At 39.6% G+C, this 19,189-nt stretch carries 19 protein-coding genes; 8 read left to right on the top strand and 11 right to left on the bottom strand.

The window, feature by feature from the left end; translation table 11 throughout:
* Positions 1-180 precede the first annotated feature (180 nt).
* The 5 genes from glmM to ADHAQ_RS0103850 all read left to right on the top strand — a co-directional run bounded on the left by glmM (position 181) and on the right by ADHAQ_RS0103850 (position 5,083).
* Positions 181-1,566, top strand: a complete 1,386-nt coding sequence (glmM, locus tag ADHAQ_RS0103870) for a phosphoglucosamine mutase (protein WP_026461815.1) — start codon at positions 181-183, stop codon at positions 1,564-1,566.
* A 106-nt stretch (positions 1,567-1,672) separates the two neighbouring features.
* On the top strand, positions 1,673-2,800 hold the full coding sequence (locus ADHAQ_RS0103865) for a cysteine desulfurase family protein (protein ID WP_026461814.1): 1,128 nt from the start codon (positions 1,673-1,675) through the stop codon (positions 2,798-2,800).
* A gap of 111 nt (positions 2,801-2,911) precedes the next feature.
* Positions 2,912-3,868, top strand: coding sequence for an L-threonylcarbamoyladenylate synthase (locus ADHAQ_RS0103860; RefSeq protein WP_026461813.1), 957 nt, complete (start codon positions 2,912-2,914; stop codon positions 3,866-3,868).
* 71 nt (positions 3,869-3,939) lie between these two features.
* A complete protein-coding gene (locus ADHAQ_RS0103855; protein WP_026461812.1) occupies positions 3,940-4,521 on the top strand; it encodes an LOG family protein in 582 nt (193 codons plus the stop codon).
* A gap of 85 nt (positions 4,522-4,606) precedes the next feature.
* On the top strand, positions 4,607-5,083 hold the full coding sequence (locus ADHAQ_RS0103850; RefSeq protein ID WP_157433336.1) for a hypothetical protein: 477 nt from the start codon (positions 4,607-4,609) through the stop codon (positions 5,081-5,083).
* Between the two features lie 40 nt (positions 5,084-5,123).
* On the opposite strand, the gene hemH is transcribed toward ADHAQ_RS0103850, so the two are convergent.
* Positions 5,124-6,152 carry a ferrochelatase gene (gene hemH / locus ADHAQ_RS0103845; RefSeq protein WP_026461810.1) on the bottom strand — a complete coding sequence of 343 codons (1,029 nt, stop codon included), beginning with the start codon at positions 6,150-6,152 and terminating at the stop codon, positions 5,124-5,126.
* A gap of 256 nt (positions 6,153-6,408) precedes the next feature.
* On the opposite strand from hemH, the gene era reads away from it, so the two are divergent.
* The 3 genes from era (at position 6,409) to ADHAQ_RS0103825 (ending at position 9,089) form a co-directional block, all read left to right on the top strand.
* Positions 6,409-7,299, top strand: coding sequence for a GTPase Era (era, locus tag ADHAQ_RS0103835; protein WP_026461809.1), 891 nt, complete (start codon positions 6,409-6,411; stop codon positions 7,297-7,299).
* A gap of 229 nt (positions 7,300-7,528) precedes the next feature.
* Positions 7,529-8,842 (top strand): ribosome biogenesis GTPase Der, encoded by a 1,314-nt coding sequence (gene der / locus ADHAQ_RS0103830; protein WP_026461808.1) that lies wholly within the window; start codon positions 7,529-7,531, stop codon positions 8,840-8,842.
* A 46-nt stretch (positions 8,843-8,888) separates the two neighbouring features.
* Positions 8,889-9,089 carry a hypothetical protein gene (locus ADHAQ_RS0103825; protein ID WP_026461807.1) on the top strand — a complete coding sequence of 67 codons (201 nt, stop codon included), beginning with the start codon at positions 8,889-8,891 and terminating at the stop codon, positions 9,087-9,089.
* A 102-nt stretch (positions 9,090-9,191) separates the two neighbouring features.
* Here ADHAQ_RS0103825 and ADHAQ_RS0103820 read toward each other — a convergent pair whose 3' ends face one another.
* The 10 genes from ADHAQ_RS0103820 to metF all read right to left on the bottom strand — a co-directional run bounded on the left by ADHAQ_RS0103820 (position 9,192) and on the right by metF (position 19,174).
* Positions 9,192-9,758 carry a hypothetical protein gene (locus ADHAQ_RS0103820; RefSeq protein ID WP_026461806.1) on the bottom strand — a complete coding sequence of 189 codons (567 nt, stop codon included), beginning with the start codon at positions 9,756-9,758 and terminating at the stop codon, positions 9,192-9,194.
* Between the two features lie 263 nt (positions 9,759-10,021).
* On the bottom strand, positions 10,022-11,179 hold the full coding sequence (locus ADHAQ_RS0103815; protein ID WP_157433511.1) for a 3-dehydroquinate synthase: 1,158 nt from the start codon (positions 11,177-11,179) through the stop codon (positions 10,022-10,024).
* Positions 11,180-11,324: 145 nt separating this feature from the next.
* On the bottom strand, positions 11,325-12,236 hold the full coding sequence (eboC, locus tag ADHAQ_RS0103810; protein ID WP_026461804.1) for a UbiA-like protein EboC: 912 nt from the start codon (positions 12,234-12,236) through the stop codon (positions 11,325-11,327).
* Positions 12,237-12,245: 9 nt separating this feature from the next.
* Positions 12,246-13,166, bottom strand: coding sequence for a TatD family hydrolase (locus ADHAQ_RS0103805; RefSeq protein ID WP_026461803.1), 921 nt, complete (start codon positions 13,164-13,166; stop codon positions 12,246-12,248).
* Positions 13,167-13,205: 39 nt separating this feature from the next.
* Positions 13,206-14,075, bottom strand: coding sequence for an EboA domain-containing protein (locus tag ADHAQ_RS0103800; RefSeq protein WP_026461802.1), 870 nt, complete (start codon positions 14,073-14,075; stop codon positions 13,206-13,208).
* A gap of 158 nt (positions 14,076-14,233) precedes the next feature.
* Positions 14,234-15,019 (bottom strand): NIPSNAP family protein, encoded by a 786-nt coding sequence (locus ADHAQ_RS0103795; RefSeq protein WP_026461801.1) that lies wholly within the window; start codon positions 15,017-15,019, stop codon positions 14,234-14,236.
* Positions 15,020-15,153: 134 nt separating this feature from the next.
* Positions 15,154-15,882, bottom strand: a complete 729-nt coding sequence (locus tag ADHAQ_RS0103790; RefSeq protein WP_245590569.1) for a diacylglycerol/polyprenol kinase family protein — start codon at positions 15,880-15,882, stop codon at positions 15,154-15,156.
* 289 nt (positions 15,883-16,171) lie between these two features.
* Positions 16,172-16,681 carry a hypothetical protein gene (locus ADHAQ_RS0103785; protein ID WP_026461799.1) on the bottom strand — a complete coding sequence of 170 codons (510 nt, stop codon included), beginning with the start codon at positions 16,679-16,681 and terminating at the stop codon, positions 16,172-16,174.
* 275 nt (positions 16,682-16,956) lie between these two features.
* The gene (locus ADHAQ_RS0103775) at positions 16,957-17,718 is read right to left on the bottom strand and encodes a tetratricopeptide repeat protein (RefSeq protein ID WP_026461798.1); all 762 of its coding nucleotides are present in this window, start codon (positions 17,716-17,718) and stop codon (positions 16,957-16,959) included.
* A gap of 502 nt (positions 17,719-18,220) precedes the next feature.
* Positions 18,221-19,174, bottom strand: a complete 954-nt coding sequence (gene metF / locus ADHAQ_RS0103770; RefSeq protein ID WP_026461797.1) for a methylenetetrahydrofolate reductase [NAD(P)H] — start codon at positions 19,172-19,174, stop codon at positions 18,221-18,223.
* Between the last annotated feature and the right edge of the window lie 15 nt (positions 19,175-19,189).

Raw genomic sequence — 19,189 nt, 5'->3', positions numbered from 1 at the left:
GCAGGGCCGGTAAAATTTCCATAAATCTTTTTAATAATTTTTAAGAAAAGGTGAAGTCCCAATTTTCTTTATTCAAGCAGGTTTATGCGTCCTTTTTAAGGTTGGAAAAGAGAAATATTCCCGGTAGTACATTTAATAAGTAGGAATTAAGTACTTTTGCAAAAAATCAAGAAAACAGAAGTGGCATTAATAAAATCAATTTCAGGGATTAGAGGTACAATTGGTGGTAAGGCTGGTGAAGCTCTTACACCTTTGGATGTAGTAAAATTTACCGCAGCCTTTGGAACTTGGGTGTTGCAAACTACGCAAAACAATACGATTGTAGTAGGGCGGGATGCGCGTTTATCTGGTGAGATGGTAAATAAATTAGTGTGCGCTACACTTCAAGGTTTAGGAATAAATGTAATAGATGTAGGACTTTCTACTACGCCAACTGTGGAAATGGCAGTGCCTGCTAAAAAAGCCGGTGGGGGTATTATTTTAACAGCCAGCCATAACCCTAAACAATGGAATGCACTTAAATTATTAAATAATCAGGGCGAATTTATATCGGATGCTGATGGTAAATTAATACTGGAGCTAGCCGATAAAGAGGCTTTTGAGTTTGAAGGAGTAAATAAACTTGGGAAATATACCCAAAGTGAAAATGCGCTGCGGCGTCATATCAAAGCCATTCTGGATTTACCTTTGGTAGATGTAGAAGCTATAAAGGCTAAAGACTTTCGGGTTGTAGTTGATGCCGTAAATTCTTGTGGTGGTTTTGCTGTACCTATGCTACTAGAGGCTTTAGGGGTAGAGCATATAGAAAAGTTGTACTGTGAACCAGATGGTAATTTTCCGCATAATCCGGAGCCTTTACCAGAAAACCTGCGCGATATTTCTAAGCTTATAGAAAAAGGTCGGTTTGATTTAGGTATTGTCGTGGATCCGGATGTAGACCGGTTGGCCTTAATCTGTGAAGATGGCAGCATGTTTGGCGAAGAATATACCCTGGTAGCCGTAGCAGATTATGTTTTACAACATACCAAAGGTAATACTGTTTCAAACTTATCTTCTACCCGTGCTTTGCGCGATGTAACCGAAAAAGCCGGTGGCGAATACTCGGCGGCAGCGGTAGGCGAAGTAAATGTAGTAAATATGATGAAAGCAACCAATGCCGTAATTGGGGGGGAAGGCAATGGTGGTATTATCTATCCGGAACTGCATTATGGTCGCGATGCTCTGGTAGGTATTGCTTTATTTCTGTCCCTTCTAGCTAAATCAGGTAAAACCACCAGCCGTTTGCGGGGTACATATCCTAACTATTATATATCTAAAAATAAAATTGAGTTAACTCCTGAAATAGACGTGGATGCCGTGTTGGTAAAAGTGCAGGAGAAATATGCCAAACACCCAATTAATACTATTGATGGGGTAAAGATCGAGTTTGAAAAGGAATGGGTACACTTGCGTAAATCTAATACAGAACCTATTATCCGAATTTACGCCGAGTCAGATGCGATTGCCACCGCCGATCATTTGGCTAATAAAATTATTGCCGATATAAAAGAGATAATCAATAGTTAGTAAGGCCTACTAATTTGAAAGAAAATACTTAAATCGGACAGTCTGGTTTAAGTATTTTCTTTTTATAGACATATGTATTTAAGCATTTACCTTAAAAAGTAATAACATGCAGGTTTACCTAGACAATGCGGCTACTACGCCTTTAGATAAAGAGGTACTGGAAACCATGATGCCTTATATGCTGGAGCATTTTGGCAATCCATCTTCTATACATGCCCATGGGCGGCAAGTAAGATCTGCCATTGAAAAAGCCCGCAAAACAATAGCTGGGTTATTAAATACCTCACCTGCTGAAATATTCTTTACTTCGGGCGGAACTGAAGCGGATAATGCTGCTATTTTTGGGACCATTCGCAGTTTGGGAATAAAACATGCTATTACCTCCCCATTGGAGCATCATGCAGTTTTGCATACCTTGGAAAGCCTGGCTAAAAATGGAGAACTAGAGCTAAGCTTCTTGCACCATGATGACAAAGGTGGTTTGGATTTAGAACACCTGGAACAGTTGCTGGCAACGAAACCAACTTCTTTCGTATCCCTGATGCATGCGAATAATGAAATTGGTAATTTAAACGATATCCAGACTATCGGTGAAATTTGCCAGACCTACGGCGCTATTTTTCATGCGGATACCGTGCAGACAATGGGGCACTACCGCCATGATTTACAAAAGCTGCCGGTACATTTTATAGTAGGATCGGCACACAAGTTTCATGGGCCAAAAGGTGTCGGGTTTATTTACACCAATCCGGCCGTAAAAGTGCCACCCCTCATTCATGGTGGCTCTCAAGAACGCAACATGCGGGGTGGTACCGAAAATGTCTACGGCATTGTGGGCTTAGCAAAAGCATTAGAAATTGCTTACCGCGACATGGATCAGCATCAGCAGTACATTCAGGGGTTAAAGGATAGGCTCATCCATAAGTTAAAGGAACAAGTACCGGATGTATCCTTTAATGGCTATTCTGCCGAGGCAGATAAAAGTTTATATACCGTGCTGAATGTAAGTTTGCCCGTTTCTGATATTAATGAAATGTTGTTGTTTAAACTTGATATCAATAAAATATCAGTTTCAGGCGGAAGTGCTTGTACCAGTGGCTCTAATATTGGGTCACACGTTTTGCAGGGTATTCATTCCGATCCTAACCGAGGAGCCGTTCGTTTCTCCATGAGCAAATACAATACGCCCGAAGAGATTGATTATGTAGTGGAAAAGCTAGCGTCCTTATATTAGAAATAACGCCGGTTTAAAAATTTAATTAATTAAAAAGCCTGTTGCTAACCCAATAGGCTTTTTTTAGGTACAGATACCAGAAATATAATAGCTTTGCACCTAAATTTAGAAATGGCAGCAATAGGTACCGATATAGAAAAAGCAGTTTCATTATTGAAGAATGGCGAATTGATAGCCATTCCTACGGAAACCGTATATGGATTAGCCGCCAATGCCTACGCTGATGATGCAGTGGTAAAAATTTTTGCTGCGAAAGACCGTCCGGCTTTCGATCCTTTGATTGTTCATACCCATAGTGTAGCGGCTTTTTCAACGATTGCTACTAATATTCCGGACAAAGCGTATCAGTTGGCAGAGGCTTTTATGCCTGGACCTCTAACTTTGATATTGCCCAAATCACCTGAAATTCCACTTTTAGTTACCTCTGGCAACGATTCGGTAGGCGTTCGAATTCCCAATCATTCCTTAACCTTAGCACTGTTACGTGCATTAGATTTTCCATTAGCCGCGCCTAGTGCTAATCCATTTGGTTATGTTAGTCCTACCACGGCTCAGCACGTAAACCAACAGCTCGGCCAAAAGATACCTTATATATTAGATGGTGGTACTTGTAGTGTAGGTATTGAGTCTACTATTATTCATGTTGTAAATAATGAAGTAGAGATACTGCGGTTAGGGGGGCTGGCTTTAGAAGAAATTGAAGCAGTTATAGGCGAAAAAATTATAAAGATTAAAACTTCCAGTTCTAACCCAACAGCTCCGGGTATGCTTAGCAGCCACTATGCTCCCCGTAAAAAAGTAATTTTGGGCCAGATAGATGCCTTACTCGCTGATTACAAGGATGCCAAAGTTGGTATTTTGTCTTTTGAGAAACACTACAAAGAAGTTCCGGGAAATCAACAGGTGCAATTATCGCTATCTGGTAATTTACAGGAGGCTGCTCGTAATTTATTCTCTGCTCTGCGCCATTTGGATTTGCAGCCTATTGATCTTATTCTAACAGAATTAGTTCCGGATGAAGGTTTGGGCCGGGCAGTAAATGATAGATTACGCCGGGCCGCTCATTAACAGTCCGATTTTCTCTTCTAAAGAGCTTATATCACAGCTTACTTTTTTACTAAAGATAAAATTTATTAAATATGAAAAGTTTGGCAGTTTTTTGCGGTGCCAGTACTGGTAATAATCCTGTCTATGTAACCGCAGCCAGAGCCCTAGGTAAATTATTGGCGGAACAGGGTATAACTCTGGTATTTGGAGGCGGGAAGGTTGGTATTATGGGAGCAATTGCAGATGCCGTTCTGGAAACTGGTGGGAAGGCAGTTGGCGTAATTCCCAGAGCTTTAGTAGCGCGCGAAGTGGCTCATCCGAATTTAACTCAACTGCACGTAGTCGAAACCATGCACGAGCGAAAAGCTTTGATAGCGGAATTATCGGAAGGTTTTGTTGCTTTGCCGGGTGGCTGGGGGACCTTTGATGAAATTTGTGAAATTCTTACCTGGAACCAATTAGGTATTATCAACCATCCTTGTGCTTTTCTGAATACCAATGGCTTTTATAGTTATCTAATCCAAATGTTTCAAACTTGTGTGGAGGAAGGATTTGTAAGAGAGGAACGATTGAGTAACCTTATTGTAACCGCCGACGAAGCAGACTTACTACATAAAATGAAAAATTATCAGCCATTGCCTACTCCCCAATGGATGCGTTTAAACCAAGTATAAATTAAATTTTAAGTATATTTAAATTACTAAATATTATTTCTATATTTCAATTTCTAATTATTTACTCCTAAATTTCAATACTGACGTGAGATATACTTTTACGCTGCTTTTTTCTCTTTTTGTTGCTTTTGTAAGCCAGGCTCAGAATGTCTTTACCCTTGGGCCAATGTTGCATTATAATATTGGCAAGAATATTCCAAACAAATTGAGTTATGGATTGGAGGCGGCTTATTGGAATTTAGATAACGTTCCGGTTGGCTTCGATTTGGGGCTGGAATTTCAGAAGGGCGCCAAACGCGTTTATTTAGAAGGTCAGGTCGGGGCTGTTCTGGCCGGATTGGCAGCCGGGCCAGTGCTGGAAAAAAAGAATGATGAGCCGATGCACGTAGGTTGGCAGACAAATATCTGGGCTAATTATTTTGTCGGGGCAAATTTGCGCTGGCGTAGGATCAATAAGCAAAGCATTTTTGCCCCTGGTATTTATGCTAAATATCCTTTCTTGGGGAGTGGTTTAAATAATGGGAGTGATGGTGATACGGATTGGGACGATCTGTTTGATTAACATAAAAAAGCCTTATCTGATGTAGATAAGGCTTTTTTATTTAGTTTCTTAGTATCATTTGCTTTACTGCTTCCACCCAGAGCGGATGCGTATTCAGACTTTCCACTAATTGCCAGTGTTCGCCGCCGGCTTGTTCAAACATTTCTTTAAATTCCTGGCCAACCTCAATGGTCGTTTCTAAGCAGTCAGCCACAAAAGCCGGGCTGTAAGCCAGTACATTCTTAAAGCCCTTAGCTGGCAGTTCTTTTAAGATCTCGTCGGTATAAGGTTTTAACCACGGATCTTTGCCTAATCTGGATTGGAAAGAAACAGTATACTGCTCTTCGGTTAACCCCAATTCCTTCGCTAACAAGCGAGATGTTTCGAAACATTGGGCGCGGTAACAGTATCGGTTTAACTTATGGTACGTGTTGCAGCAACTACCCAATTTACAGTAATTCTTTTGGCTACCTTTTAATACATGCCGCTCGGGTATACCATGATAACTAAATACTACATGGTCGTATTTGCGGGCTTCCAGGTGTTTACGTCCTAATTCAGCAAATGCTTTAATAAATAAAGGATCGTCGCAGAAGTTGCTAATAAAGCTAATACTTGGTACCACCCACCAGTCCTTTACCACTTCCATTACTTTATCGTGGGAGGTGCCGGTAGAAGCTGAAGCATATTGCGGATAAAGCGGTAAAACTATAATGCGTTCTACCTGCTGGTCGCGTAATTCTTCCAAGGCACTTTTAATGCTTGGGCTTTGGTACCGCATACCAAGCACTACTATATATTGATCACCTAATTCCTGCTGTACCAAATCGCGCAAGTCGTGGCCGTAGTAAAGCAACGGCGACCCCCGTTCGTCCCAAAGCTCTTTATACACTTTAGCTGACTTAGGTGCCCGAAAAGGAGCAATAATGCCGTTAATTAAAAAATAACGTTGCAGAGCAGGTATATCAATTACGCGCTTATCCATTAAGAACTCGCGTAAGTATTTACGTACATCCGGCGTTTCGGGCGTATCAGGTGTGCCCAGATTTATAAGTAAAACACCTATTTTACCGAAAGGTGAAGAGGCCATAGTTTAGTTAAATTTCAAAATGCAAAGATAACAAGTCTTTGCTGCATTTGTTTTACACTTATTTAATTAAGGAGAAAAAGGTTTAAAGTTACTTCTGCAAGTTTCTAAATATAAGTACCTGATTAGCAAAACTTCTATAATATTTAGAAGGGTACAGTTAATTTCGTTTTATTGTTGTACTTTTGCACCCGCAAATAAAACAGCTTCTTCTGTTTTTAAGTATCTAAGGAAGAAGAAAAATAACTTTCTGTCATTCATGAGCCAAACTCCCCACAAAGCCGGTTTTGTCAGTATCATTGGGAAACCTAATGTAGGTAAATCTACGCTCATGAACGTGATGGTAGGTGAGCGCCTTTCTATTATTACTTCCAAAGCTCAGACCACCCGGCACCGGATAATGGGTATTCTGAATGGCGATGATTTCCAGATTGTTTATTCTGATACGCCAGGTATCATTCAGCCAAAATATGAACTGCACCAATCCATGATGCGATTTGTGCATGCTTCGTTGGAGGATGCTGATGTTATTTTATTTGTAACCGATATTTACGAAAAGCACGACGAAGAAGAGATTGTAGCCCGGTTGCAAAAAACAAGCGTACCCATTTTGCTGCTGATAAATAAAATAGATCAGGCCACCCAGGATGATGTATTGCTGAAAATTGAATATTGGAAAGATAAAGTTCCGGCTAAAGAAATTCTGCCTATTTCTGCCTTAGAGAAAAAAGGAACGGATAAGATATTTGAATTAATATTGCAATACCTGCCAGAACACCCCGCTTTTTATGATAAAGATGAGCTGACGGACAAGCCGGAGCGCTTTTTTGCGGCCGAAATTATTCGCGAAAAAATATTCCTTCTTTATAAAAAAGAAGTACCCTACAGTTGCGAGGTAGTAGTAGAAGAGTTTAAGGAAGACGAGAAAATCATCCGGATGCGGGCTGATATTAATGTGGAGCGGAAAAGCCAAAAAGGCATTATTATTGGGCACAAAGGCGAAATGCTGAAAAAGGTGGGTACAATGGCCCGGAAGGATTTAGAAGAATTTTTCGGAAAGCAGGTACACATTGAATTATATGTGCGCGTAAATGAAAATTGGCGCACCAACCAAAAAGCGTTAAACCGCTTTGGGTATAACCAGGAATAGTTTATTTTTCTTAAATAGAATTTAAACAAGTTATTCTTTGTTCATAAATATATTCAGGCTATTAAGCTTGTAATTTAGTATTCAGACTTCTTTCCCTGCAGAGAAGTATACAGGATAGCCGGAAGTTCTGACGAAAGAAAGAGCTGAGGCAACAGTTAAATAAATTTCTAAAACTGTTTCGGATACCCGGATGCAACAAAACCGGGCTGAAACAACAACTTAAAATTAAATGGCAAATATTGTAGCTATTGTAGGCCGGCCAAACGTCGGGAAATCCACGCTTTTTAACCGCCTGGTTGGCGAACGTAAAGCCATCATGGATAACGTAAGCGGCGTAACCCGCGACCGGCATTATGGTTATGGCGAGTGGTGCGGTAAATTTTATACCGTTATTGATACTGGTGGATATGTACATGGCTCGGAAGATATTTTTGAAGGTGAAATCCGGAAGCAGGTAGAACTGGCAATAAAAGAGGCTACCGTTATTTTATTTATGGTAGATGTGGATGCGGGTTTAACAGGCTTGGACGAAGAGTTTGCTGACGTATTACGCCGCACCGATAAACCTATTTATATTGTAGCAAACAAAGCTGATACAAACCTGCGGGCTAACCTTACCGGTGAGTTTTATGCGATGGGCCTGGGAGAAGAAATTTTTCCAATTTCTGCCGCCAATGGTTCTGGTACCGGTGATTTATTAGATGAAGTAGTAAAACATTTTGAAACCGAAGATTTAGAAGATCCGGATGAAGGTGTTCCCAGAATTGCAGTATTAGGGCGTCCGAACGTAGGTAAATCTTCTTTTGTAAACTTATTATTAGGGGAAGAGCGGAATATAGTAACCGATATTGCGGGTACTACCAGGGATGCGATTCACTCCCGGTATAATGCCTTTGGCAATGATTTAATTATTATTGATACTGCTGGTTTGCGCCGTAAATCCAAAGTGCACGAGGATATTGAATTTTATTCTGTGTTGCGTTCTATCCGGGCTATGGAAGAATCAGATGTGTGTATTGTTATGATTGATGCTACCCGTGGTTTAGAAGCACAGGACGTAAACATTATAGGTTTAGCAGATAAGAACCGGAAAGGTACTATCATACTGGTAAATAAATGGGACCTTATCGAAAATAAGGAAACTAACACCATGAAGCAACTGGAAGACCAGATTCGGGAGAAGTTGGCTCCAATGACGTATATGCCAATTATCTTTACTTCGGTTTTAACGAAACAACGTGTACATAAAGCTATTGAAGCAGCGGTACAGGTTTATAAAAATAAAACGCAAAAGATACCTACATCTAAATTAAATGATGTTATCCTGAAAGAGATAGAGACCTATCCGCCGCCGGCAATTAAAGGGAAGTTTATTAAAATAAAATATGTTACCCAATTGCCAACGCACAACCCAACATTTGCTTTTTTCTGTAATTTACCGCAATATATTCGGGAGTCTTACACCCGGTATTTGGAAAACAAGATTCGACAACATTTTGGATTTGAAGGCGTGCCAATTAATATTGTTTTCAGAAAGAAGTAATTTGTAGCGAATAATTTAAAAATATTTATTCTTTTATAACATAAAAATGAAAAAGCTTGGTGCTCTACTGATCATCTTTAATAGTATTAGCTTTTATGCTTGTCAGCCGCGTAATGCGGATGGGGTAAATATTTCCATGCCATCGGAAGATGTTTTGGAAGGATCCACAGCTACCGATATGGCGGAAACGGCTTCAATGGTGCCTGATTCCTTAGCCTTGATAGCGCCTGATTCAACAAAAAAATAATTTATGGTTTAAAAATAAAAAAGGCATCTGTTAATAGATGCCTTTTTTTATTTAAAATTTATTTGGATCTAGCAAATAGGGTTAACCCATTCCTTTAATTTTTTATCCAATTCTTTTTTGAATCAAATTGCTTATTCTGTTATACAAAACACGCGGTTCTAAGGTGCGCCAATTAATATCTTCTAACGTGCCACCAAAATTTATATAATAATCCAGGTTAAATTTTTTCATCTCGTCCAGTACAAAATCCTGGAAGCAAATGGCCGTAATCCAGCCATCCTCTACGTCTTCGAACCATTCTTCATAATAAGAATCGTCTGAACCATGAAAATTAAACACGTTCTCCCCGATAAGAATATAACGGTGGATACCTTCCTGCAGCATCGGGTCTATTATGTTTCTTTTCAGTTGCATAATATCGTTATGTAAGGTATCATTCCATTCGCCAATGAATTCAATAATACCAAAACCCATATCGTAATCTACGAATAGTATTTTCAGGAACAGGGTTTCAGATTCTATATCGTCCCACTGGGGATGAATATAATACCCATAGATAGTGTTTGTAAACTCCATTAAGCTATTCTCCGCTCCATAGAGCGGTGATTTAGGGTCTTCTGAAGCACTGTATTGGTCTATCCAGTTATAATAAGGCTCTATGGTATGCATAGAAAAATGTACGCTAAAACTTGAAAATTTATTTTGTTTTACATACTAACATACAACAAAGAGGTTGTTCTAATTCCTGAATTCTTGAAATTCGGAGAAAAAAGAATGGGATGCAGCTGCAAAAAGGTAAATGTTTTTCGGAAGTAAATCAATAAAAAAGCCTTTAACTATAAGTATTATCTTTAGCTAAAGGCTTTTAAATAAGTTAAAGGACTATTTCTTTTTGGAGCGGAGGCAGAAGAAAACCTGGTTAATAAAACTTTTTAATAGGTTTGCAATTTTTTTATAGCTTCTATCACCAATTTATCATCTATCTCATGCACTTCTACTCCGTACCCTATTTTTTCTAACAGCATAATGGTTAACTGGCCACCTAAATGCTCCCGGAATTCCTGTAAGCCGTGTAATAAGCTGTCGGGGTGAGAGGCATCATCTAAGTGAGACGTCATTTCTGTTGCATACAGCTCAAAACCTAATGCTTTGATAACCGAAATAATTTGGTTTACCTCTGCTTCGGTTAGCCAGCCTATTAAATGAGAATAAACTGAATCCAATGCAATACCCATGGCAACTGCTTCGCCGTGCCGAATGCGGTAATTACTCAATGGTTCAATTTTATGCGCCGACCAATGACCGAAATCCAACGGTCGGGACGAACCTTTCTCGAAGGGGTCGCCGCTGCCAATGTGTTGGACGTGCATTTCGGCACTTCTCCGAATCAGATATTGCATAGCGGCCATATCGCGCTGCGCCAACTTTGCAGCATTTTCCTGAATAAACTGGAAGAAAGAAGCATCTTTAATTAACGCTACTTTTATGGCTTCGGCAATACCTGCCCGCCATTCGCGATCGGAGAGGGTTAGTAAAAAGTTAAAATCGTTAATAACGGCATTGGGCGGTGTAAAACAGCCCAGGAAATTTTTTTTACCAAAAGCATTGATGCTGTTTTTTACCCCAACTCCTGAATCGTCTTGGGCCAATACGGTAGTGGGTATGCGAATATGACGGATGCCCCGGTGCGCAATAGAAGCGGCATAACCAACCATATCTAAAATAGCACCACCCCCAATAACTATTATATAAGAGTGGCGATCTATGCCATGATCATTAATAATATCTAAAACCTGTTGCACATAAGTTGGATCATTCTTGCATTGTTCGCCTCCCGGAATAATAACTGGTTCTGTTACTAATTGGAAAGCATCAGCATTTTGCTGAGAGTAAGCCTGAATGTCCGAAACCAAGGCCGGTACAGCTTCTGCTACGTGATGATCGATAACAAAAAGTACTTTAGGGGCCTCCTCAGTACGGTCCTCTAATATTACATTGCGAAGTAGGGGGTTAGATAAATTAAATAAGCCTTCGGTAAAATGAACGGTATATTTAAAGGTTATCTGAAACTGTTGGTAAATAGGAGCTATCTGCATTTAATTTTAAAGCGCTAAAACTATAACGTATAACTCAAAAGCCATACCAGTTATAGTACAAAACTAAGTATAAAATAAGCGTTATTCATGCTCATTTTTTAGACAAAATTAAAATAAATAATTTCTGTTGCGCCATTATTTAAGTAACTGCAAATTGCTTGGCCAGAAAGCGGGAAATTGGAAATAAGGCCAATACAATTAAGCCATACTGCCAGCCGGCAAATCCGGCAGCAATGGTGGCATCCATTACAATAAGGGCTATTACACCTGCTTTTACTGCCAAGCGAATATGAAGCGGCTCCAGGGTTTTAATGGCTTGTAGTAATGCCGGAAAAATAAAGTAAATAAATAAAGCTAAAAAAGGTAAAGCATATAATAGATTATATTGCTGCAATCGGTCCAGGATGAATATTCCGGCAATCACTACTAAGTACAAGCAAAAAGCACCTTTTAAAATTCTTTTATCCCCCCCGTGTACTTCGCCGCGACTAATAACTGTAATGGCTGCAATGTAAACAATAGGGATAAGTGCCATATACCAATAAACCTGAACGGCCGATGGTACGGCACTTAAACCCAGTAATAAATTAAAGCCCCGGCACATACCCATATTGAGCGGGCCCAGAATAGGATGGGACTTAGCTAAGGCATTATATACTAGCGCCAGAATAGCCGTAATTACTGCTAGGGCACCACTAAGCATAGATACCTGGAAAGCGGCACCAATACCCCCAATTAATAAAAGAGCACCAAGTACTGTTGCGCTGGTACGCGAGGCAGCCCCACTTGGAATTGGACGCTCCGGCCGTTCTACCCGGTCCAGGTCGGCGTCAAATACATCGTTAAAAACTACACCACCACCATATAATCCGATGGTGGCTAAAATAAGCCAAAAGAGCAAACGCAACTGCGGACTCCCAATTTGAATGTTATTACTTTCTAGCAGCATCATGACGGAACCCGATGCGGCAAAACCCAGCATAATATCGGCGATAGCAGTAATAATGTTGGCAGGACGCATCAGCACCAGGTGCGCGTATATTCGGTTCATGTAGCGGGACTATCGGATAATATTGGATTCGTTTTTGTTTTCACCGGTATCAACACGGGGAGTTTGTCCGCCACGTAAAATAGAATTACCGGAAAATTTCTGGCTCTGGTCAATTGGGGTAACTTCCAGCCAGTCGCTTTCCTGCATTTGCCCACTTTGCCCGAAAGCCGCCAGTGCATTTTGGTAAGTAACCATGTGCACAGATTCCTCTGAGATACCCCGTTCTAACATTAGCTGGGCTGTTTTTGGTACCGCTAAAGGATCGCTAATGCCCCAGTCGGCAGCACTATTAATCATGATGCGCTCGTGGCCATACTGCCTCACAATTTCTGTCATGCGCTCATTACCCATTTTAGTATGCGGGTATATGGTAAAAGCTGCCCAGAAGCCTCTGTCCAGTACTTCTTTTACTGTTTCTTCATTATTATGGTCCACAATTACCAAGGCAGGGTCCAAACCGTGTTCCAGGGCAACTTCCATGCTGCGGATGGTGCCTGTCTTTTTATCACGGTGCGGGGTATGAATTTGTACCGGCAGGTTTACTTCTTTGGCTAATTCCAATTGTAAACGGTAATATTTGTCTTCAGCGGCAGTTTGGTCGTCATAGCCAATTTCTCCTATCCCAACCACACCTTCTTTCATGACAAATAAGGGTAATAATTCCATTACTTCTTCGGCCAGAGGCTCATTATTGGCTTCTTTGGAATTTAGGCCAATTGTACAATAATGTTTAATGCCGAACTGGCTGGCCCGGAACCGTTCAAAACCAATTAAGTGGCTGTAATAATCTTTAAAAGTGCCAGCCTCGGTGCGGGGTTGGCCCATCCAAAAGGCAGGTTCAATCATGGCTACCACACCGGCTTTACGCATTGCTTCGTAATCATCGGTGGTGCGAGAGGTCATGTGTACGTGTGGATCTATAAATAACATATTTCTTCTTTGTTAATTTTAAAGATTATTACTTCTAAATTAAGAATAAGATTGTTTTCCAATTAAATTCCAGGTGATTTTACCTTCTTGTATACCCTTAACTATCTCAGGGTATTGAGCTAATATATGTTGAGCTTCCGGTAAATTACTTTCGGTTAAGGCAAGAGCCGCTGCGTGCAGTTGGATTTGCTCAGAGCTTTTAAGTAAGCGTTGTACATCAGCAAGATTATTTCCATTAATAAAGGGTGCTACTAAACGCCATAGTTCTGGCGTAAGGGTCCGGTTGGCTGACCAGCGCTCATGCGCATAATCTATAGCTATACGCGCTAAGGTTTCATTCCGACGGGCATCTAAGCCGTAAATCTGGTACAACGGTCTTACATTAAACACTGATTTTAAAACCATCTGATTCCAGGCTTCCTCTGGTAAATAATCGTGCGGGTAGGGGTTATTTAAAGCAATCGCATCAAACACTTGCGTCATGGTGGTGCGAACACCTTCTGCCGCCCGTTTCACGTGGAGCTCTTGGTAAGGCAATAAAGGTAAGGCAGCATATAAAGCAGTCAGTTCCCCTAGGTCGGCGGTTGAAAATATTTTGTTAAGGATGGCTATAAATTGTTCCGGAGTCTGGTGTGGAATGGCGAGAACCAATAGCGTTCTGGCTACCTGATCAACAGTCCAATTATTAGGATTAAAACCTTCTCGTAGTTGTGTTGCCTGCTGAAGCTCCTCCTCGGTAAGTATTAGTTGTTTCTTGCCTGTGAACCGGGGAGCCATACTAAACGCGAGGTAAAATTCTTTCTCTGATTTAATTTGATTTAACTGTTTCTCCAGCCAGTTCTGCCCTTGGGGGGGAAGCTGGGTTTGTACTAAACCAGACAAAAATTGTTTATACGCTTCAGCAGACATAAAAATAGGTTCTCAATAAAACGTTAACTCAGTACTAGACTGAAATAATGGGTGCTATAATACAAATATAGCTGCCTCTTTCGGAAGCAGCTATATTTAAATAATAATCTAAACTTTATTGCTGATTCTGGTTTAACTACCAGCTAGAAACCAACTACTTATTTAATAGGAGAGTAATCAGTTGGTGTCATGTAAACAGATTCTACTTTGCTGGTAAGGGAGCCTCCGCCTTTTTCTTCCGAAGCTTTCTTAGCAGCGGCCCAAGCTGAATCGCCCTGGAACGCTTTCCAGGAAGCGGTAGCAGCATCCCGGTTTTTATAAGCCAGGATATATAAAATCATATTGTTTTTGTCGCTGTCTTTGTCGGTTGGTTTCCAGTAGCCAATGCTGGACATGCCATGCTTCTTAAACATTTTTAAGGTATGGTTCCGGAAGCGGTCGTGTAAATTGTCAGCATTATTCGGCGAAGCGGTGTAAGTGCGCAATTCAAATATCCGTTGGTCTTTTTTGTTTCCAGTGGTTTTAACGGCTGGTGAATAACCCGTTGTTTCCAAATACCAGCTGTCGACTTTAGTTACCAGTTTACCATTCGCTTCCGAAGCTTTGGCAACGGCCTGCCATTCCGGATCAGCACCAAAAGCCTTCCAGGAGGCATCACGGGCTTCTTTGCTCGGATACGATAAAATGTAGATTAATTTATTATCTGTATTTTCAACCGGCACCCAGTAACCAACATTGGTCATACCATGCTTTTCAAAAATTTTGGTGGTATGGTTCCGGAAACGGCTTTGTAAATCTTCTAATTTACCGGGCGCTGCATAATAAATACGCATTTCGTAAAATTTGCCATCATTTGCAGGTGGTGTAGCTGCTGTGGTGTCAGAAATTGTCATGTAACCAATTAAAGTTAGGGTAAGGGTTAGTACACGGAAAAAGTTTTTCATGTGGTGTGTGTATGTTTAAAAGAAATCAGCGACTAATCTACAATTTATAGTTGTAAGTTGGTAATCGTTAGTATTACAATATTAATAAATAAGTAAAAATTACTACAGGAATGAAATAGCTTGAAACAAAAAAATTAAGCTAAAACAGCATAAGCAATACCAGCAGCTGCTACCTGAATAGTTAAATTATCTAACCCATGATTACTGATCGCTTCTACGGCGGCACTTCCAATGCCGCATAACAAAGCTGTTCCTAAGGCCGTGAGAACCGGATAGCCTAAAAAAAAGAAGCCAGCAAAAGCAACTAATGAACTTACTACCACCACCGCGGCAGAACCTTCCAGGCTACGCTGCGCTGGCACACCCATAAGCGAAGGCACGGCATAGCGATGTTTGCCCCAACGGGTGCCTACTGGTTCGCCTACGGCATCGCCCCAACCACCTACCAAGTAGCCAATAAAGGCAAACTGGCCAAAGAACATATTTATCAGAACACCCCCCAGAGCTGTAGTAATTAAAGGAATTATAATGAATAAGGTGCGATACGGTCGATCAGTTTCTCTGGCCATTACCTCATAAAAAACAAATCCCTCACCAGCTAATACTGCTCCCAGCACAAATAAACTTACAATAGAACCAAATAAAACTACCAGCGGCAAACCAAACTGGAATTGGAACACACCGGCCGTGGAAAATATTAAAAAGTGAAATATTTTACGGGTATAGGGCGTGCGGACCTGCCGGTATTTTTTTAAATAACTGACTAAAATGGCTACCAATAACACATAAATAAAAATGAAAGGACCGGTGAGAAAAATCAGTTCTTTACTGGGAATGGCTCGCTCCAGGAATTCTTCTAGCATAAAGGGCAGTTTAGAGATAAACCTACTGTTATTATACTTGCAACTAACAAAAGCCTGTTCAAAAAGTAAAATTTAAGCCTAAATATTGAAAAGCAAATTTGTAAAGTTGCTACTATAAAAAGTAAGCCCTGATCTATGAGAAAAAGTCAGGGCTTTACTAGTTATCAAGGTTGATTAATTAATCTAAAGCATCTTTTACTTTATCTACAATACCACTTATGCTGTTTAAATTTCTGATTATTGTTTTTTTTAGGCAAATGTGCGCTGATTTGTGTCTTTTTATAAAAGATTATTTCGCACTTATAATATCGGTTCCTGGCATTACCGGAACAGCCATATCTACTTCGCGGCTAAAATTAAAACGCCTTATACCCACAAGAGGTAATCGGCAATGGGCTTCTACATTAGCCTGTATTTTTTTGCCGTCAGCTATTTGTTGTTTTACTAATGGCTGCGCTTTAGTATGTTCTACTTTAACAGGAATGCTTAACGTCTGAACCTTGCCCACTTTAGAATCAGGAGAAAATTTCTGATTTCCCTGCGCCAGGCTTTGATTATACACATGAAAATTATAAACAATACTATCTACAAATACAGGGATTAGTTTGGAGGTAACCTCTAATTGTACATCCATGGTAGCCGTAGTATCACCTATAATGGCATTTGTTACCGTTACATACTTCACCTCTGGCGTAACGTAGGGTAATAATTTCTCACGCGGAATAAAATAAAATATCAATGCTCCCGCCAAAACTAAAAGGCTTAATAGAATTCCTAAAGCCACTAATACCTTCTTCATATCTAATTTACTTTATTTAACCCTCTTTCTCTTTTCTTCCCTTAGTATGAACTGTTATGTTACAGGCCATAAAAATATTAGCTCCTTATACGGGAATAGAGATAACTGTTTTAGAAGAAGTTGGTTTAAGAAAAGCCCTGAATTAGGAAGTAAAAAGGCAGATAAAGAATACTCCTTATCTGCCTTTTAATTATGTTGAACTATTAATATGTATGGACGCTGGGGTTATATTACCTGCTAATGTCTCTCTATAACAGCAGGAAACAACCCGATGATTATTTCTTTAAAGCTTTAATTGTTGCTAAGGCTTCCGTGTAACCCATTTCTTCGGCTTTAACTAAATCAACCATAGCGCCTTTTTTATCACCTAATAAATATTTAGCTAAGCCCAAGTTATAGTATACTTCCTCGGCATTGCTGGTGGTTAAGGTTAATACCTGGTTTAAATCCGTAACGGCTAAGGAATATTTTTCTAAATAAAAGTTTTCCATAGCTCTGTTAAAGTAAGCTATATAATTGGCCTTATCTAACTCAATAGCCTGGGTATTGTCTATTATGGCCCCTTGTACATCGCCTAAAAATGCTTTTGATTTAGCCCGTAAAGTATAAGCCTCGGCGGAAGGGTTAGTATTAACCAAAACGTTAAAATCTAATAACGCTCCCAGAAAATCTTCTTTCACCAATTTGGCCTCTCCCCGTAACTGATAGTAATTAGCCACGTTAGGCGAAAGCTTAATTAGGTGATTTAAATCTTTGATGGACCCGGCAGCATCATTTAATTTTAGTTTTAATTGAGCACGCTCAAAATAGGTTTCCTCATCTGCCGGATTATTTTTTAACCGTAGATTTAACTCTTTTAATAGTTCTTTTTTATTTGAAGGAGCAGTTGCAGGAGTTAAGGTGTTAGGAATATTGCTGGCATCAACACTGTAAGAAACTAATGCTAACTGAGAAGTAGTATTAACGTTATCGTTAGTTTTGGCGAAACAAGTGGAGCCTGTTAAAATTAACCCTAGCAGAATATTTACCCGATTCATCTGATTTATATTATATAGATATTTTCCTATTTTTCATTCACTATTAAGGTTTTTAATTATTTTGATTCGATAATCATTAAAAACTTTATTTGAATTGTTATAAAGGTAATTTTTAATGATTTAAAAAAAAATAATTATATCGATTTATTAGAAAGTTTATAATTATTTAAATTTTATTGGATATTTTTTATTCTCATTAGAAAGTAAAAAGCTTTAAATAATCCTTTCTCTTTTTATTAATGCAGAGCTAAATTTTTTTAAGCCAAATGATTCTACTTTTTATCAAAGTATTTGAAATAGTTAGGTGTAAGTTCTACAAGACTAGAGAAGAAATTGAGGCAGGCAATATTGCTTAACAACAATAATTAATTGAATTACCCAATTAAGCTTTTACCTGGAGTCAGAACAAAGTTGAAAAGGTGGTATAGCTTTAAAAAGAATAAATAAAAAAGCCAACACCGGGGTGGGTATTGGCTTTTTTATGTGAAGGAGTTAGATGTTATTAAAAGACCTCTTTGGCTATTTTTACTACGGCATCCGATTTACTCATGGTATAAAAGTGAAGGCAGGGCACACCAAATTTCATCAAGTCTTTAGATTGCTGAATAGCCCATTCTATACCTACCTGTCTTACGCCTTGCGGCGTTTCTGCGTCTTCAATGGCATTTACCAGATCATCCGGAAAATCAATGTGAAACAAGTTTGGTAATAGTTTCAACTGGTTTTTAGTGGTAAGTGGCTTAATACCTGGAATGATTGGTACATTAATGCCGGCTTCTCTGCAAGCGTTTACAAAGTCATAATACTTTTGGTTATCGAAAAACATTTGGGTAATTATGTACTCGGCTCCCATGTCAACCTTTTTCTTCAAATATTTTAAATCGGTAGCCATGTTAGGTGCTTCGGCATGTTTTTCGGGGTAACCGGCTACTCCCGGACAAAAATTAGTAGGTAGCGGATTGGCAATATCTTCATCCAAGTATTTGCCATGGTTTAGGTTAACTACGTGCTCTAATAAATCGCAGGCATAAGCATGGCCGTCCGGATGAGGCCGGAACGTAGATTCCGTTTTTATGGAATCACCGCGTAACACCAATAAATTATCAATCCCCAAAAAGTTTAGATCAATTAGGGCATTTTCGGTTTCTTCCTTGCTGAAACCACCACAAATAATATGGGGCACCGCATCTACTTTATATTTATTCATTAAAGCAGCACAAATACCTACTGTACCAGGCCGCTTCCGGATCGAAATCTTTTCTAGTAATCCGTTTTCCCGCTCTTTAAATACATATTCTTCCCGATGATAGGTAACATTTATAAAGGGAGGGTTGAATTCCATCAAAGGGTCTATGCCATCATAAATAGATTGGATGCTGGTACCTTTAACGGGTGGTAATATCTCAAAAGAAAATAAGGTGCTCTTCGCGTTTCTTATATGTTCAGTAACTTTCATTTAAATAAAATGAGG

Origin of the sequence: Adhaeribacter aquaticus DSM 16391 (assembly GCF_000473365.1) — a bacterium.
GTDB lineage: Bacteria > Bacteroidota > Bacteroidia > Cytophagales > Hymenobacteraceae > Adhaeribacter > Adhaeribacter aquaticus.
The sequence above is the reverse complement of the archived record's forward strand: the minus strand, read 5'-3'. Positions and strand labels throughout refer to the sequence as shown.

What these genes read in the sequence shown, in the direction of transcription:
- ADHAQ_RS0103865 (WP_026461814.1), top strand. Translation starts at nt 1,673, where the DNA reads ATGCAGGTTTACCTAGACAATGCGGCTACTACGCCTTTAGATAAAGAG.
- ADHAQ_RS0103860 (WP_026461813.1), top strand. Translation starts at nt 2,912, where the DNA reads ATGGCAGCAATAGGTACCGATATAGAAAAAGCAGTTTCATTATTGAAG.
- ADHAQ_RS0103855 (WP_026461812.1), top strand. Translation starts at nt 3,940, where the DNA reads ATGAAAAGTTTGGCAGTTTTTTGCGGTGCCAGTACTGGTAATAATCCT.
- hemH (WP_026461810.1), bottom strand. Translation starts at nt 6,152, where the DNA reads ATGGCCTCTTCACCTTTCGGTAAAATAGGTGTTTTACTTATAAATCTG.
- era (WP_026461809.1), top strand. Translation starts at nt 6,409, where the DNA reads ATGAGCCAAACTCCCCACAAAGCCGGTTTTGTCAGTATCATTGGGAAA.
- der (WP_026461808.1), top strand. Translation starts at nt 7,529, where the DNA reads ATGGCAAATATTGTAGCTATTGTAGGCCGGCCAAACGTCGGGAAATCC.
- ADHAQ_RS0103825 (WP_026461807.1), top strand. Translation starts at nt 8,889, where the DNA reads ATGAAAAAGCTTGGTGCTCTACTGATCATCTTTAATAGTATTAGCTTT.
- ADHAQ_RS0103820 (WP_026461806.1), bottom strand. Translation starts at nt 9,758, where the DNA reads ATGCATACCATAGAGCCTTATTATAACTGGATAGACCAATACAGTGCT.
- eboC (WP_026461804.1), bottom strand. Translation starts at nt 12,236, where the DNA reads ATGAACCGAATATACGCGCACCTGGTGCTGATGCGTCCTGCCAACATT.
- ADHAQ_RS0103805 (WP_026461803.1), bottom strand. Translation starts at nt 13,166, where the DNA reads ATGTTATTTATAGATCCACACGTACACATGACCTCTCGCACCACCGAT.
- ADHAQ_RS0103800 (WP_026461802.1), bottom strand. Translation starts at nt 14,075, where the DNA reads ATGTCTGCTGAAGCGTATAAACAATTTTTGTCTGGTTTAGTACAAACC.
- ADHAQ_RS0103795 (WP_026461801.1), bottom strand. Translation starts at nt 15,019, where the DNA reads ATGAAAAACTTTTTCCGTGTACTAACCCTTACCCTAACTTTAATTGGT.
- ADHAQ_RS0103790 (WP_245590569.1), bottom strand. Translation starts at nt 15,882, where the DNA reads ATGCTAGAAGAATTCCTGGAGCGAGCCATTCCCAGTAAAGAACTGATT.
- ADHAQ_RS0103785 (WP_026461799.1), bottom strand. Translation starts at nt 16,681, where the DNA reads ATGAAGAAGGTATTAGTGGCTTTAGGAATTCTATTAAGCCTTTTAGTT.
- ADHAQ_RS0103775 (WP_026461798.1), bottom strand. Translation starts at nt 17,718, where the DNA reads ATGAATCGGGTAAATATTCTGCTAGGGTTAATTTTAACAGGCTCCACT.
- metF (WP_026461797.1), bottom strand. Translation starts at nt 19,174, where the DNA reads ATGAAAGTTACTGAACATATAAGAAACGCGAAGAGCACCTTATTTTCT.